The 17,283-nt window shown below is 42.5% G+C and carries 12 protein-coding genes; 7 read left to right on the top strand and 5 right to left on the bottom strand.

Annotated features, from left to right (window positions below; all coding sequences use genetic code 11):
• Positions 1–12: 12 nt before the first annotated feature.
• Complete coding sequence (locus tag BacF7301_RS17520) at positions 13–1,770, bottom strand: helix-turn-helix domain-containing protein (protein WP_167964808.1); 1,758 nt, start codon at positions 1,768–1,770, stop codon at positions 13–15.
• Between the two features lie 389 nt (positions 1,771–2,159).
• Entirely contained in the window at positions 2,160–2,777 is a 618-nt protein-coding gene (locus tag BacF7301_RS17515) for a DNA polymerase ligase N-terminal domain-containing protein (RefSeq protein WP_167964806.1), read from the bottom strand.
• A gap of 195 nt (positions 2,778–2,972) precedes the next feature.
• On the opposite strand from BacF7301_RS17515, the gene BacF7301_RS17510 reads away from it, so the two are divergent.
• The 3 genes from BacF7301_RS17510 to BacF7301_RS17500 are packed head-to-tail and all read left to right on the top strand — an operon-like array spanning position 2,973 to position 5,040.
• Positions 2,973–3,581: a TetR/AcrR family transcriptional regulator gene (locus BacF7301_RS17510; protein WP_167964804.1), complete on the top strand. Its 609-nt coding sequence runs from the start codon at positions 2,973–2,975 to the stop codon at positions 3,579–3,581.
• A complete protein-coding gene (locus BacF7301_RS17505) occupies positions 3,578–4,228 on the top strand; it encodes a hypothetical protein (RefSeq protein ID WP_245208259.1) in 651 nt (216 codons plus the stop codon). The genes BacF7301_RS17510 and BacF7301_RS17505 overlap by 4 nt, the downstream gene beginning before the upstream one ends.
• Entirely contained in the window at positions 4,225–5,040 is an 816-nt protein-coding gene (locus tag BacF7301_RS17500) for an EFR1 family ferrodoxin (protein WP_167964802.1), read from the top strand. Before BacF7301_RS17505 ends, BacF7301_RS17500 begins: the two co-directional genes overlap by 4 nt.
• Positions 5,041–5,174: 134 nt before the next feature.
• Here the strand turns inward: BacF7301_RS17500 and BacF7301_RS17495 are convergent, their stop codons facing one another.
• The 3 genes from BacF7301_RS17495 to BacF7301_RS17485 all read right to left on the bottom strand — a co-directional run bounded on the left by BacF7301_RS17495 (position 5,175) and on the right by BacF7301_RS17485 (position 7,828).
• Positions 5,175–5,966, bottom strand: coding sequence for a head GIN domain-containing protein (locus BacF7301_RS17495; protein WP_167964800.1), 792 nt, complete (start codon positions 5,964–5,966; stop codon positions 5,175–5,177).
• A 69-nt stretch (positions 5,967–6,035) separates the two neighbouring features.
• The gene (locus BacF7301_RS17490) at positions 6,036–6,824 is read right to left on the bottom strand and encodes an alpha/beta hydrolase (protein ID WP_167964798.1); all 789 of its coding nucleotides are present in this window, start codon (positions 6,822–6,824) and stop codon (positions 6,036–6,038) included.
• On the bottom strand, positions 6,821–7,828 hold the full coding sequence (locus BacF7301_RS17485) for a quinone-dependent dihydroorotate dehydrogenase (protein ID WP_167964796.1): 1,008 nt from the start codon (positions 7,826–7,828) through the stop codon (positions 6,821–6,823). Before BacF7301_RS17485 ends, BacF7301_RS17490 begins: the two co-directional genes overlap by 4 nt.
• Positions 7,829–8,052: 224 nt before the next feature.
• On the opposite strand from BacF7301_RS17485, the gene BacF7301_RS17480 reads away from it, so the two are divergent.
• From BacF7301_RS17480 to BacF7301_RS17465, 4 genes are all read left to right on the top strand, one after another.
• Positions 8,053–10,521: a glycoside hydrolase family 95 protein gene (locus BacF7301_RS17480; protein WP_167964794.1), complete on the top strand. Its 2,469-nt coding sequence runs from the start codon at positions 8,053–8,055 to the stop codon at positions 10,519–10,521.
• A gap of 13 nt (positions 10,522–10,534) precedes the next feature.
• On the top strand, positions 10,535–11,740 hold the full coding sequence (locus tag BacF7301_RS17475) for a glycoside hydrolase family 88/105 protein (RefSeq protein WP_167964792.1): 1,206 nt from the start codon (positions 10,535–10,537) through the stop codon (positions 11,738–11,740).
• 130 nt (positions 11,741–11,870) lie between these two features.
• The gene (locus tag BacF7301_RS17470) at positions 11,871–13,334 is read left to right on the top strand and encodes a glycoside hydrolase family 140 protein (protein ID WP_167964790.1); all 1,464 of its coding nucleotides are present in this window, start codon (positions 11,871–11,873) and stop codon (positions 13,332–13,334) included.
• A 64-nt stretch (positions 13,335–13,398) separates the two neighbouring features.
• On the top strand, positions 13,399–17,265 hold the full coding sequence (locus BacF7301_RS17465) for a family 78 glycoside hydrolase catalytic domain (RefSeq protein WP_167964788.1): 3,867 nt from the start codon (positions 13,399–13,401) through the stop codon (positions 17,263–17,265).
• Positions 17,266–17,283 lie beyond the last annotated feature (18 nt).

Genomic DNA, 17,283 nt, shown 5'->3' with positions numbered 1-17,283 from the left:
GAAGTTAGTCCGTCAACCGATGATACTCTTTATATAATCCGTAGGGCATACATGATAAAAATCTTTGAATTTCTTCCTGAAATATTGGGCATCACAATATCCCAGCATGCCTGCTATTTCCGAAATACTAAACTGCTGGGAAGCCAGTAGTTTCAATGCTTTATCCATTTTGAATGAATAGATGTAATCTTCGGGGGACTTTCCTAGGATTTCTTTCATCTTACCATAAAAAGCAGTACGGCTCATACCTATATCGGCACTAAGTTTATCAATCGTATATTTTTCCGTGGAGAGATTCTTTTCCAATATTTCATTGACTCTGTCCATAAATAGTAAATCTGGATTTTTCGTTTCTTGCTTGATGGGGACTAACGGAAAGATTGCATCGGATAAAAAGAGCTTTATCCGTTCCCGAAGGATCATGCGGTTCTCTATAAGCATCTGTATGTCTGCCCTGAACTTACAGATACTTTCCGTCCGTAACTTCAACCGGTCTGCTCCACTTCCTAAATGAGAGAGATAGCTTTCATTATCAAAAGACCTTATTAACAGGACAACCGGTATCTCGCCTATCATCTTGTCAGTCTTAATCTGAAAACAGAGTGAGTCGCCACTTATCCCGTTGACATTATCATCAATTATAATTGTATCGGGAATTTGCTGTGTGACGGTTTGTACGAGCAAGTCAGGATTCTCCAAAATAGAAATCTGATAATATTTCGATAAAGACTTCTTCAAATAACTACTGAACATGTTGTCCGTCATTACTAATAAGATATGGGGAGCATCCTTTGCTTTTGAATATTCTTTTTCACGGTTAATAATCCGGGAAGATTTGTCAAGGTTGCCCATTGCGGCTGTTGTCGGATGATTAATGACAGGACATGACTTATTCCGGCAATGACAGTCTGTCGGGATAACGATTCGGAAAGTGACGGTTTTACCATGTCCGTAACCAGTCATTTTTCCGCCATGCGAGCGGATGATTTTTCTTACAGTTCTCAAATCGCCATAACTATATACAAAAAACTGGGTGGAAATAAAAGAAAACAGGCTTTCCTCTTTCTTTTCTGACAGTACATTATTGCTGATATGTAATTCCCACGCATTCGTGGTATGCGTTACATTAATCGATATGCAACAACCTGAATCTGTAATCAGAATTATCTTATTCAAAAGATGCTGAAGTGCAGCCGTCATGATATTCTCATTTATCCTGCAACTGACACAATCCGGGCATTCATTGACTGTCAATCGTACCTGACGAGTATTTGCATACGCCCGACATTGATTCACAATAGAAGTGATGTAAGCGGAAAGTTCCAGGTTAGCTGTTGAAGTTTTAGGCCTGATGCTATTATCGGCTTTATCAAGCATTATAACATTCTGATTACAGTCTATTATACATTCCGTATATCCTAATACTTTCTCTATTTTTGAGGATATTGATTCAGGAAGACCACTTGTCTTAATATCTTCCAGTTGGTTTCTTAATAGTATCAACGGTGTATGTATCGAATGAAGCATATTCATCGCAATCTTGAGTTTTTCAGATGATTGCAAGCGGACATTATACTCTGCAGCAAGATATGCCAGCAGACAAATGAATAGTCCGATACCAAGCCCCTCTATAGGAACTGCATACCCAAACAAGGATAAATTAGGTAAAATTACATCAACAGTCTGTTTGCTGTTTGTTAGATTGACTCCACCGTCCACAGGAAGTAAAACCTGAAAACTAAATAATAAGTTCAGGAAAAAAATATTCATACCAATATCAGATTAATTTAATTAATATTTTACATATTCAGTAAAATACGCCTGTTAGTATTTTGACGTATTAAAATCCGATGCAAGTATAAACTTTTCAACGCCTATACACGAGGTGGTTTCTGACAAAAACAAAGGGTGGTTTCTATCTAAAATGGTAACATTATCTTTTGTTACCCCAATATTGACAGATGTAGGCACAAAACCTAATTTTTATCCATTCGGTATGTAAATAATATTATTTTTTACTATTAAATAGAGGCATTGAAATACAGTACAGGACTATAAATAAGATGAAATAATAATACATTTTAATTTATACAGTCTTGTATGCACTTAGAAAACTACAGATTTCGGCCGGGTACTATCGGGGCATAAAAAAGCGGCAATTACAGGAATACCTCATCGTAAGAAGGAATATCTTTTGCATCGTAGACATGAGTAATAGCAAAGACATCATCTTGTTTTATCAGCAGCCAATCATTGCCTTTGTCATTCATATTAGCATGCACAAGAGTAAACCAGCCTTTAAGTTTATGACCATGCAGCTTAAATTCAAAGACGCCACGTTCAAGAGCGGCAGATATGTCATAGTGTTCATCAAGGCATGCGTATGTTCCGTTATCCCAGATTTCCACCATTCCAGCTCCATAGTTGCCTGCGGGTATCACTCCCTCAAAATGTGCGTAACTCAATGGATGGTCTTCCACTTGTATAGCCAGCCTTTTATCCACCGGATTCATTGAAGGCCCTTTGGGCACAACCCAACTTTTCAATACCCCGTCTATTTCCAAACGAAAATCGAAGTGGAAATGGCTTGCTTCATGCTTTTGGACGACAAAGATTGGTACACGGCTTGGTTTCTCCGCAACCTTGCCTGTCGGTTCAGGAGTTTCATTGAAATGCCTTTTTTCCTGGTACTCTTTGAGATTTACAGAAGGAGCTTCCACCGTCTGTTGATCCAGCACTTTCGTAACTTTTCCTTTATCAGAAGAATTCTTTGCCATAGTCGGTAAATTTCTATAGGTGAATAAATATTTAGATTGTAACAATCCATAAAGAGGTTTGTTTGAAGAAACTCATATGTTTTAATGCCTTTAAAAACGTATTTTATTTCACTAACTTATTTTTTCTTTTGAAAAGAACATGTCACCACTTTGAGGTTTACCTTTGTCACCGAATAGTGATAAAAGTATATAGTTATGGAATTAAGGGATTCTGAAAAGCGGCTGTTAGCCGCTGTCAGCCAGATTATAGAGAATGATGGATTCATTAAAATCGGTGTAAACAGAGTAGCCAAACAGGCGAAATGCGATAAAGTGCTAATCTACCGGTATTTCGGCGGGCTGGACGGTTTATTGGCTGCATGGGCGAAAGAAAACGATTTCTATACGTTAGCCTATCAGACTTATTCTGAAAAAATCGCTTCGATAGAGACTGCTAATGACATCATCCGATTAACTCAAAATGTCTTATTGGAGCAACTGGATTTTCTGCGTACCAACAAATTGATGCAGGAGCTATTAGCATGGGAGTTATCCGGCAATTCTTCTTTCAGAAGTATTCAGGATGAACGGGAAAAGAATGGATTCAGGCTTCAAGAGGAACTGGAAAAGAAACTGGGAACAGATTCCAAGGTTGCCCGTATGTACATTACTTTATTGGTTGCTTCTATTAATTATCTTGTATTGTCTACTCGTCAATATCGTCTTTTCAATGGCATTGATTTTAGCGAACCGGAAGCATGGGAATTGTGTAAAGAAGCCATCAGCAAATATATTCATGTACTTTTTGAAAATATACTGAAATGAAACAAGTTCATTATCTGATTTTCTTGTGCTGTTTCGTTATATGCAGTTTTATATGCGGCAGCATACGGGCACAGCCTAAAACTTTTGAAAGCATATGTGGAAAGGAGAAAAGCGCAATAGTATGGAAGGAAAAAATGGAGAATGACATTATTCTGCTCACTACTACCTCTCAAAGTTCGGAAACACATCATTACCGCTTTTCTCCTTCTCTTACTACATTATCCTGGCAATTGACTGACCCTGCCAAACAGACCAATCTTACTATATCTTTATATAATAGTATATATTACTTTAAAGGTACACTCAACCACCAACCTTGCAATAAAACGGTAAAAAGTAAAGGGTATCCATGGTATCAGAATATTGCTTATTCTGCCGGGCAACTACTTATAAATAAGAAAAATCTAAAATATGAATGTTTTCGTCCGGATAATTTGGAACTATATGTCATGCAGGCGGAGCGAAAAAAGGACTCAGTATTATTCAATAATCAAAGGGCACAGGAAGTTAAAGTAAGACTTACAGGAATCTTATCTCACTTTTGGAGTTGCCTTTATTATTTCAATACAACAAATCATCAATTTATAGGTTATAAGGGAGTGAATGGTGCTCCCGGCACTCCTGAAACAATTATTAAATCCAAATGAAAGCAATTATTATATATGTTTCTACTTATCAAGGTAATACTCTGAAAGTGGCTCAAGCTATGGCTAACGAATTATCCGCTACCTTAATCACAACTAAAGAAGCAGAAAATATCGACTTATCGGATTATGACTTAATCGGACTTGGTTCAGCGATAAACTTTGCCCAACATCATAGGGAACTTCTCGAATTTGCAGAATCACACGACTTACAGAATCGTAATGTTTTCATCTTCTCAACGCGTTGCCGTCCATTTTTAGGAAAATATCATCAAGCGCTCAAAAGATTATTACTAGAAAAAGGCAGTAATCTCGTCGGAGAGTTCTCCTGCAAAGGTTTTGACAGAACAGGACCATGGGTAGCGATGAATGGATATAATAAAGCACATCCTAATGAGAAAGACTTATTCAAAGCAAAATTATTTGTCCGGAAAATCAGGCGGAATGTACATCCTTTAGCCGTATTTGCAAAAACAGAAAAGCGAATCATTGATAAGATAGAAGGTATGCCTATCTATCAAACTTCATTCAATTCTGATAAAATAGCCGGCAGAACCGCCTTATTGAATATCACGGCTTGTATCCATTGTATGAAATGTGTCAAATCGTGCCCGATGCATGTGTTTGAGGTGATAGCCTATGATAACTCCAAAACTGTTTTACCAATTGGAGACAGCAATTGTATTCAATGCCAGAAATGTGCGGAAACCTGTCCCTCGGATAGCATATATATTAAGGAGACTTTTATAAATGGAATACGAATAGCTGTCCGTGAGATAGTTAGTGACAAGTTGCAGAAGGCGTATAATACTTAATCAAAGTATTATATATTATCCATCCTGTCAAATATTATATTTCTAATTCAACATAAGTTTACTACAAAACAAAAGCGGGCAAATATGCAATATATCATGCACATTTACCCGCATCTTATTATAATTGAGAGTTCTTATTTGCCGGAAATCGAATCTTTCTTGCCCTGTTTATTTACAACAGACGGACTTCCCTTATACTCAATATCTCCGCTACCGCTAACTTTTGCATCCAATTGCTTAGAAGCATAACAAGAAATATCGCCGGAACCTGAAACAGTGGCAGTCACATTAGTAGCCACCAATTTATCAGCACTGATATCACCGGAGCCGTTTACAGTCAGCATAGCCGATTGGGCAGAGCCCTTAATATTCACGTCACCTGAACCACTGACTATTGTTCTTACAGTAACTGCCTTCGTGTTTTTCACATCAATGTCTCCACTTCCCTTTACAAAGGCAGAAAGATTGGTATATTGGAGATTCTCCGCTTCAATATCTCCGCTACCGGTTATGTTCAGGTTTAAATCAGCACCTTTGATGGTACCTTTCAGATATACATCTGCCGAACCCTTAATATCTACCTCATTCAATGAAGGAGACGAAGCTATCACTTTCAACCGTCGTTCTCCGCTAAGAATCTTGACGCCTTTCTTGATATTCACCTGTAACACTCCATTTGCAGTAGACACTTCCAGTAAATCGACCAGATTATCCGAACCATATATGGAAATCGTCGTTTTGGAACCATTACTCTGACGGTACTCAATGTCAGTACTGCCTACTACCTTGATTGAACTGAAATTGCTGACGTTATTCAGCTCCTTCGTAATATACTTCTTACTGGGAGTTACGGTCTGTGCCTGTATTCCTGTAATGAGCAAGAACGTAAGCATCGCCAACATAGATGTAACCTTTAAACTTTTCATAATTTATTTTCGTTAGATATTCTAATGACAAATATAAGAAGTATATTTCAAATTACAAGAAAAGAGTTACTATAACTTTGCCAACCACTCTTCAAGTTCTTGAAGCCACTCCTGCTTATACACAAAACTATCATTATAACCAAATCCATGTCCGCCTGTCGGATAGATATGTACGGAAATAGGAACATCTGCTTTCTGCAATTTAGCAGCGTAGAGAATCCCGTTCAGAGGACTTACCACAGCGTCGTCCGCAGCAGCTACAATAAAAGCGGCAGGTGTGTCCGAAGCTACATGTTCAATCGGTGAATATTGCTTCGTCTTCTCCGAAGAATAAGAATTACCGAACATCCGTTCACGGCAAGGAAGATGCGTCAGACGATCATCGACACTGACTACCGGATACATCAGAATCTGAAAGTCCGGTTTCTCATCATTAGGTAAAAGTGTGGCAGAGCAAGTAGCCAAATATCCGCCGATAGAAGCCCCCATCACTCCTATCTGATTACAAAGTTCCGGAAATTTCTCCCGAACGGTTTTCAGTGCCAGCTGAATATTCCGCTTGGGAATATCAGGGTTTCCATGAGGCATCCTATATTTAAAGACAATGTAAGTAATTCCCTGTTTTGTGAACCATTCGGCAAAATCAATGCCTTCCTGTTCCAGATTAACCTTTAAGAAACCACCTCCAGGACACATTATAACACTTTTTCCGCATGGCTTCTCACTGGTAAAAACAAATAAAGTACTTTCGGGGGAATTTTCTACTATCCCGATCAGTTCTTCGTCATCCACTTCCGACAAATCATAGGTCTTCATGGATAAATCATCATACAGATTTATACAAATTAACTTCTTCATATGGATTTATTTTTAAGTTTCTTTCCTATCTTATGAACAATAGACGGACCGGAATAGATGAATGACGAATAAATCTGTACCATATCAGCTCCTTGGGAAATCATTTCGGCTGCATCTTCTTCCGTCATTATCCCACCTGCACCGATAATGAGAAAATGCCGGTCGGTATGTTCGGATAGATAACGCACTACCTTTTGTGATTTCTTACCGATACCCCGACCGCTGACACCGCCGTTACCAATCTTCTCCAATTGTTTTGCATCTGTCCGATGCAATCCAACACGATTCATCGTAGGTCCTGTGGCGATAAATCCTTCTATGGAATATTTATACGCAAGTGAAATTACCATATCCAATGCTTTTTCATCTATATCTGCCGGAAGCTTAATGAAAATGCTGCATCGTTTGTTTGCCACTTGGCGGAATGCAGTCAGATTTTCTAAAACTTTAATAAATAAATCGTTATCTATGCTACCCCAATTCAATGTAAAATAATCTACGCTATCATATAAAGAGGTAAACACACGTTCAAAATCTTTGATTACCTGCTCTCCTGTGGAAAGCGGATTCTTATTGATATTTACTCCTAACACATAAGAGTGTTTTCTATATTTCCTGATATGCTCCAAAACGGCATCAATTCCACAATTATTGAAACCTGTACGCGAAATCAGCGATTCATCTTCCACCAGTCTGAAGATACGGGGAGAAGGGTTTCCCGGTTGGCTGTCAGGAGTCACTGTACCCAGTTCCAAAAAGCCAAAGCCAAAATCGGCCAATTCATCAAAAGTCTCTGCATTCTTGTCGAATCCGGCAGATAGACCTACCCGATTCTTAAAACATAGATTCCCGTATGAGAATGGTTCGGAAACTTTGTAGCAACTTCGTACACAGGCTCGAACCGGAAGCAAATAGCGATAGAGTTTGAGCCAGTCCAAAAGCATCCGATGGACTTTTTCCGGATCAATGCGGAATAATAGCGGTCTAATAATTAAGTTATACATTTTCGGTTAGTTATTTATATTAAACAGATGAATTTAAAAGTAACATTCATTCTTTCAAGATGTTTTTACTTATGCAAAGTAAGCCCTTTTTGAGCAGATATTGAAGTTCGTTTTTTTTATGCCCGATAACTTTTAATTATTCCTACTTGTTATTGCCTGTACGATGGGTACAAAAATCTTCTCCAATCGTCCTTTTATAAAAGTATAAAAGCAATTGGACAGAAATGAATAAAAAGAGATTAATCGGATATCTGTTTGTTATGGTGTCTGTAAGTTGTATTCATGCACAAGAAAAGAAAGTAGCCACGCAGGAATACAAATTATGGTACGACCGTCCCGCACAGGTATGGACCGAAGCTTTACCTCTAGGGAACGGTCGCCTGGGAGCTATGGTATATGGAGCACCGGGCACAGAACAAATACAATTAAACGAAGAAACCATTTGGGCAGGGCGTCCCAACAATAATGCCAATCCGAACGCACTGGAGTATATCCCGAAAGTGCGCGAACTGGTGTTTGCCGGAAAGTATCTGGAAGCGCAGGCCCTTGCAACAGAAAAAGTAATGGCAAAGACCAATTCGGGTATGCCATATCAAAGCTTCGGCGACCTGCGAATCGCCTTTCCCGGACATACACGTTATTCCAATTATTACCGGGAATTAAGTTTGGACTCGGCGCGTGCCATCGTCCGTTATGAAGTAGACGGAGTGCAGTATCAACGTGAAACGTTCACTTCATTTACCGACCAGGTAGTAATGGTCAGGCTAACTGCCAACCGTCCCGGACAAATTACTTTCAACGCACAACTTACTTCGCCGCACCAAGATGTAATGATTGCGTCCGAAGAGGGAAATTGTGTGATACTTTCCGGAGTATCTTCCTGGCATGAGGGGCTCAAAGGGAAAGTTGAGTTTCAAGGGAGACTAACGGCAAAAAACAAAGGCGGTAAAATAGCATGTGCCGACGGTGTCCTTTCTGTTGAAGGAGCTGATGAAGCTACGGTATATGTATCCATTGCCACCAACTTCAACAATTATCTCGACATTACTGCAAATCAGATAGAACGTGCCAAAGATTACTTGTCTAAATCAATGGCACGCCCATTCGCGGAAGCCAAGAAAAATCATATTGATTTCTACCGCAAATACTTAACCAGAGTAACTTTAGATTTAGGAGAAGACCAATACAAAGATGTGACGACCGACAAACGGGTAGAGAATTTCAAAGAAACGAATGATGCTCATTTGGTTGCCACTTATTTCCAGTTCGGACGCTACTTGCTGATCTGCTCTTCCCAACCGGGCGGGCAACCGGCTAATCTGCAAGGTATCTGGAACGATAAACTATTCCCTTCATGGGATAGCAAATACACCTGCAATATCAATTTGGAGATGAATTACTGGCCCTCGGAAGTTACGAACCTGAGCGAACTGAACGAACCTCTTTTCCGGCTGATAAAGGAAGTGAGCGAAACAGGAAAGGAAACAGCTAAAATCATGTATGGAGCCGACGGCTGGGTATTACACCATAACACGGATATTTGGCGTGTCACAGGTGCAATCGACAAAGCACCTTCAGGTATGTGGCCGAGCGGCGGAGCATGGCTTTGCCGCCATCTTTGGGAACGTTATCTATATACGGGAGATGTCGATTTCCTGCGTTCTGTTTATCCCATACTAAAAGAATCGGGACGTTTCTTTGATGAAATCATGGTAAAAGAGCCTGTACACGGTTGGCTGGTAGTCTGTCCAAGTAACTCACCGGAGAATGTACATTCCGGCAGTAATGGCAAAGCAACGACAGCCGCCGGATGCACAATGGACAATCAATTGATTTTCGACCTTTGGGCTGCTATTGTTTCGGCATCCCAAATACTGGATACCGATAAAGAATTTGCCACTCACCTGTCACAACGCCTCAAGGAAATGGCTCCCATGCAAGTGGGACATTGGGGCCAGTTACAAGAATGGATGTTCGACTGGGACGATCCGAATGATGTACACCGTCATGTATCCCATCTTTACGGGCTATTCCCCAGCAACCAGATTTCCCCTTACCGTACTCCCGAATTATTCGATGCCGCACGCACTTCGCTCATTCATCGCGGAGATCCTTCGACCGGTTGGAGCATGGGATGGAAAGTATGTCTTTGGGCACGTCTACTTGACGGTGACCATGCTTACAAACTGATTACAGACCAGCTAACCCTTGTACGCAACGAAAAGAAAAAAGGCGGCACCTACCCTAACCTGTTCGATGCGCACCCGCCTTTCCAAATTGACGGAAACTTCGGCTGTGCCGCAGGAATCGCTGAAATGCTGATGCAAAGCTACGATGGTTTTATTTATCTGCTTCCTGCACTTCCTACTCTTTGGAAAGAGGGTTCTGTCAAAGGAATTATTGCCCGTGGTGGTTTTGAACTTGATTTGAGTTGGAAAAACGGAAAAGTAAGCCGCCTGGTCATAAAATCCCATAAAGGCGGCAACTGTCGCCTGCGCTCGCTCAACCCGTTGACAGGCAAAGGACTGAAACGTGCCAAAGGAGAAAACATGAATCCTCTCTACGCTGTTCCTGCCATTCCCGAACCATTAATCAACGAAAAAGCCAACCTGAATAAAGTGGTTGTTGCAGATACCTATTTATATGACCTGCCCACCAAAGCAGGACAGGAATATATATTGACCGGAAAATAATAACTCAACCGATATGAACAGAAACTTATTAAAACTGATTGTCGCTTGCGGAGCTGCTTGTTTTATCGCATGTACGGCACCTCAGAAAGCAGAGACTGAAAAGTGGAGCGAACGCATGGCACGCTCCGAAATGAAGCGTTTTCCCGAACCCTGGATGATTGAGAAAGCCAAGAAACCACGCTGGGGATATACCCACGGTCTTGTGGTAAAGTCCATGCTCGAAGAATGGAAACATACGGGCGACAGTGCCTACTATGATTATGCCAAAATCTATGCTGACAGCCTGATTGATGCCGACGGACATATCAAAACCATGAAATATCTTTCATTCAACATTGATAATGTCAACGGTGGCAAGATTCTTTTTGACCTTTACGCACAGACTGGAGACGAACGTTACAAGGTTGCCATGGATACCTTACGCAAACAAATGGCGGAACAACCCCGCACAAGTGAAGGCGGATTCTGGCACAAACTGAGATACCCGCACCAAATGTGGCTGGACGGAATCTTTATGGCTTCCCCATACTTGGTTCAATACGGCGCTACTTTTGATGAGCCGGGTTTATTTGACGAAGCCGTGAAGCAGATTCTTCTCATAAACCGCAAGACTTATGATTCCGCAACCGGACTTTATTATCATGGTTGGGACGAGAGCCGCGACCAGAAATGGGCAAATCCCGAAACAGGCTGCTCTCCTAACTTCTGGAGCCGCAGTATCGGATGGTACGGAGCCGCCATTGTTGATGTGCTCGATTATCTTCCACAGGAAACTGCAGGACGCGACAGTGTGATGCTGATTCTTCAGGGACTAGCCAAGACACTAGTGAAATATCAAGATCCTCAATCGGGCACTTGGTATCAAGTGACCGACCAGGGAGCACGCGAAGGAAATTATCTGGAATCTTCGGCAACAGCACTATTTATTTATACACTTGCCAAAGCTATCAATAAAGGATATATCGGCAAAGAATATATTGAACCCACACAAAAAGCCTTCGATGGTATGGTCAATACATTCACCCGCCTTGAAGAAGACGGCAGCTATACAATCACCAACTGCTGCGCAGTCGCCGGATTGGGTGGAGACTCTAAAAGATACCGTGACGGCTCATTCGAATATTATATCAGTGAACCGATTATCGAAAACGACCCTAAATCGGTAGGCTCATTCATTTTGGCTGGTATCGAGTATGAGAAAATGATAGATAAACAATAATATTCAGGCACGGATTACACGGATTACGTTGTTGCTATATGCAATCATATTTCTAAAAACCGTGAAATCCGTGTAATCCGTGCCTAAATACGGAATCATTAGTACAATAAACTAAAAACGATAAAATACAATGAGAAAATTCAAGATTCTTCCTCTTTTGTTGCTGCTATTGACACTGGCTACTACGGCTGCAGCACAAAAGAAAACACAAAAAACGTATATCCCCTGGGACAATGGCAAACTCGTCGTTTCCGAAGAGGGACGCTACCTGAAACACGAAAACGGCACTCCTTTTTTCTGGCTCGGAGAAACAGGATGGCTGCTCCCCGAACGATTGAACCGTGACGAAGCCGAATATTATCTGGAACAATGTAAGCGTCGCGGATACAACGTAATCCAGGTTCAGACTTTAAATAATGTGCCATCCATGAATATCTACGGACAATATTCCATGATAGACGGATACAACTTCAAGAATATCAATCAGAAAGGCGTATATGGTTACTGGGATCACATGGATTATATTATTCGTACAGCAGCCAGAAAGGGACAGTACATCGGTATGGTCTGTATATGGGGAAGCCCTGTGAACCGTGGTGAAATGACAGTAGAACAAGCGAAAGCCTATGGCAAGTTCCTGGCTGAACGTTATAAAGATGAACCGAACATTATCTGGTTTATCGGTGGGGATATTCGCGGCGACGTGAAAACAGCCGAATGGGAAGCATTGGCAACCACAATCAAGGCTATCGACAAAAATCACCTAATGACTTTCCACCCGCGCGGCAGAACGACCTCGGCAACCTGGTTCAACAACGCCCCCTGGCTGGATTTCAATATGTTCCAAAGCGGACACCGCCGTTATGGACAACGTTTCGGTGACGGCGATTATCCTATCGAAGAAAATACGGAAGAAGACAACTGGCGTTTTGTTGAACGCAGTATGGCTATGAAGCCGATGAAACCCGTGATTGACGGAGAGCCTATCTATGAAGAAATTCCTCACGGCCTGCATGACGAAAATGAACTGTTATGGAAAGATTATGATGTACGTCGCTATGCTTATTGGTCTGTATTTGCAGGTTCTTTCGGACATACATACGGTCATAACTCCATCATGCAGTTTATTAAACCGGGTGTAGGCGGTGCCTATGGAGCCAAGAAACCCTGGTACGATGCATTGAACGACCCGGGCTTTAACCAAATGAAATATCTGAAAAACCTGATGCTGACTTTCCCGTTCTTTGAACGCGTGCCGGATCAGTCCATTATCGCAGGTCAGAACGGTGAACGTTACGACCGTGCCATCGCTACACGCGGTAATGATTATCTGATGGTATATAACTATACCGGACGTCCGATGGAAGTTGATTTCACCAAAATCAGCGGCGCAAAGAAGAATGCCTGGTGGTACACAACGAAAGACGGCAAACTGGAATATATCGGCGAGTTTGATAATGGTGTGCACAAATTCCAGCACGATAGCGGTTATTGTAGCGGAAACGATCATGTGCTGATTGTTGTAGACAGCAGTAAAGATTATCTGAATAAGGACTGGACGGAACTTCCCGCCCGGCAAGGTGCCGGTTCCTAGTTTCCATTCGGCACAATTTGCTACATAAAGTGAGTAGTTACTCTTTTTGATATAATCAATGCTAATGAATAAAAGAATATTTATATTATCTATATTTTCTCTTCTGTTCTTTGCAGGTTCGCTACGTGCAGCTATAGGCATAACCGACCTGCGAGTAGAGCAGCTAAAGAATCCGACAGGTATCGATGTACGCCAACCCCGTCTGGGTTGGCGTATCGAATCGAGCGAACAGAATGTGATGCAAACAGCGTATCACATTCTTGTTGCATCTTCTCCAGAGCTATTGGTACAAGGGAAAGGGGATATTTGGGACTCGGGAAAAATAGAGTCCGACGCATCCCAATGGGTCACTTATCAGGGAAAGTCATTAAAACGCAATGCCCCCTACTACTGGAAAGTGAAAGTATATACCAACAAAGGTGAAGCAGACTGGAGCACTCCGGCTTTTTGGACTATGGGATTACTCAACGAAGCAGACTGGCAAGGTCAGTGGATTGGATTGGACCGTGCCGCTCCGGGTGATAGTGAAACCCAATGGAGCCGCTTGGCAGCCCGTTACCTTCGCAAAGAATTTGCTTTAAGCAAAGAAGTGAAACGCGCAACGATACACATTGCCGGAATGGGACTTTATGAATTGTTTGTCAACGGACAGCGTATCGGAGAACAGGTATTGGCACCCGCTCCTACCGATTACCGGAAAACACTTCTGTATAATACCTACGACGTCACTTCACAACTTCAGAAAGAGAATGCAATAGGCGTTACCCTGGGTAATGGCCGCTTCTATACCATGCGTCAGAATTATAAACCGTACAAGATACCGACATTCGGTTATCCCAAACTTCGGCTAAACCTGATTGTGGAATATACGGACGGCAGCAAAGAAACGGTTTCCACAAACACTTCGTGGAAACTGACTACCGAAGGCCCTATTCGCAGCAACAACGAATATGACGGTGAAGAATATGACGCCCGCAAGGAACTGGGAAACTGGACGCAAAACGGATACGATGACAAGAACTGGATGCCTGCCCAGCGCGTAAGTATTCCTTCGGGGACATTGCGTGCCCAGATGATGCCGGGGATGAAAGTCATGGATACATTGAAACCCGCTTCTATCAAAAAGCTCGGCGATAAATACATTCTGGACTTTGGTCAGAATATGGCAGGTTGGGTACGTTTCCGCATTAAGGGACAGGCGGGTGACAGCATCCGTCTCCGTTTCGCAGAAACTTTGCAAGCTAATGGTGAACTATTTACCAGAAATCTGCGTGATGCCCGTTCCACAGACGTATATATCATAAGCGGACACGAAGTAAAAGATGCCACCTGGGCACCCCGTTTTATTTATCATGGTTTCCGTTATGTAGAAGTTGGCGGTTATCCGGGTGCGAAAGCTGAGGATTTTGTAGCCGAAGTAGTGGAAGATGAAATGGAACATACAGGTTCCTTCAGTTGTTCCGACGAGACTTTGAACAAGATTGTCCGTAATGCGTTTTGGGGTATCCGGAGCAATTATAAAGGCATGCCGGTAGATTGCCCCCAACGCAATGAGCGCCAACCCTGGCTAGGTGACCGCACCATGGGATGCTGGGGAGAAAGTATGCTGTTCGATAATCATGCCATGTACACCAAATGGGCACGTGACATTTGCGAAGCACAACGTGAGGATGGTTGTATCCCCGACGTAGCTCCTGCCTATTGGAATTATTACTCGGATAATGTGACCTGGCCTACTGCCCTGCCTATGGCTTGCGATATGCTTTTCACCAATTTCGGAGACAAACGCCCGATAGAAGAGAATTATCCGGCTATCAAGAAATGGGTGTCTCATATCCGTGAATACTACATGACAGAGGATTACATTATCACCAAAGACAAATATGGAGACTGGTGTGTTCCGCCCGAATCATTGGAACTCATCCACAGCAAAGACCCTTCGCGCAAAACGGACGGTTCACTAATCGCCACTGCCTATTATCTGAAAGTGTTGCAACTGATGCATCGTTTTGCAAGCCTGCAAGGACTAAAGAATGATGCAGAAGAATGGGAAGACTTGGAACATCGCATGAAAGACGCGTTCAACGCCCGCTTCCTGCATATAAAAGAAGGAACTTCCCTTGTGCCGGGACATACGTTATACCCGGACAGCATCTACTACGGCAATAATACGGTCACTGCCAATATCCTGCCGCTTGCTTTCGGTCTGGTTCCTAAAAACTATATCAAAGAGGTAGCTAAAAATGCCGTAACTTCCATTATCACAACCAACAAAGGACATATCAGTACCGGAGTAATCGGCGTACAATGGCTGTTGCGTGAATTAAGCCGTCGCGGTCACGCCGATGTGGCTTACTTGCTTGCCACCAACAAGACCTATCCTTCCTGGGGATATATGGTTGAAAAAGGTGCTACTACCATTTGGGAGTTATGGAACGGTGATACGGCAAATCCCGAAATGAACAGTGGAAACCATGTGATGCTCTTAGGCGACTTATTGCCTTGGTGCTTTAATAATCTGGCAGGTATCCGTGCCGACCGTTGGAAATCCGGTTATAAGCATATTGTCTTCCAGCCGGCTTTTGAAGTCCAGGAGCTAAGCTATGTAGACGCATCCTATATGAGCATCTACGGAAAGATAATCAGCCGATGGAGCAAAACACCCACACATCTCGAATGGGACATTGAGCTTCCCGCCAATACAACGGGCGAAGTACATCTACCGGATGGGCGAAAAGAGAAAATAGGTTCGGGAAAGTATCATTTCAGTGTAGATATACCGACTAAGAATACAGCTATCCTAAGTGATGAATTTCTATACGAAAAGGCTTCTTTTCCCGAATGTCATGGAGCTACCATTGTAGAGATGAAGAACGGTGACCTTGTAGCCTCTTTCTTTGGCGGGACAAAAGAACGTAATCCCGACTGTTGTATCTGGGTATGCCGCAAGCCGAAAGGCGCTAAAGAGTGGACTGCTCCCCAACTTGCCGCCGACGGGGTATTTTCACTCAAAGACCCACAAGCAGCTTTAGCAGGAATTGATTCTACCTGTACACCTGTAAAAGACGCAAAAGGAAAACTTATTGCCCGCCGGAAAGCCTGTTGGAATCCGGTACTTTTTCAGATTCCCGGTGGTGATTTGATTCTTTTCTACAAAATCGGTCTGAAGGTAAGCGACTGGACAGGATGGTTGGTTCGTTCACGTGACGGTGGAAAGACATGGAGTAAACGCGAACCCCTTCCGAAAGGTTTTCTAGGGCCTATTAAGAATAAGCCGGAATATGTCAATGGACGTATTATTTGTCCTTCCAGTACGGAAGGCAGTAATGGCTGGCGTGTTCACTTCGAGATTTCCGATGATAAAGGAAAGACCTGGAAAATGGTAGACCCGTTGGATGCAGAATTATCCGTACCTACTCAAAACCGTAAAAAAGGGGGAATGAACGTAGATGACCAGGAAGGTGGAGAAGCCATCAAGGGAGAAGGTGCAAAACCTATTTATGCCATACAACCCAGTATCCTGAAACATAAGGACGGAAGACTGCAAGTACTTTGCCGTACACGTAACGCACAGATTGCGACTGCCTGGAGTAACGATAACGGAGATACATGGGGCAAAGTTACATTGCTTGATGTTCCGAATAATAATTCCGGCACAGATGCTGTGACCATGAAAGATGGCAGACATGTGCTTATCTATAACAACTTCTCTACGCTACCCGGAACTCCGAAAGGACCTCGTACTCCGCTCTGCATAGCTGTATCAGAAGATGGAATCAGTTGGAAGCCTGTTCTCACATTGGAAGATAGTCCGATCAGCCAATATTCTTATCCTAGTATTATACAAGGCAAGGACGGAAAATTGCATGCTGTTTACACCTGGCGTCGCCAACGAATCAAATATGCAGAAATAGATCCAAAGAGCTTTTAAGACTCGAACTGTCATTTG

The organism is Bacteroides faecium, assembly GCF_012113595.1.
GTDB lineage: Bacteria > Bacteroidota > Bacteroidia > Bacteroidales > Bacteroidaceae > Bacteroides > Bacteroides faecium.
Note: the sequence above shows the minus strand (reverse complement) of the source record. Positions and strands in the feature narration are given on the sequence as shown.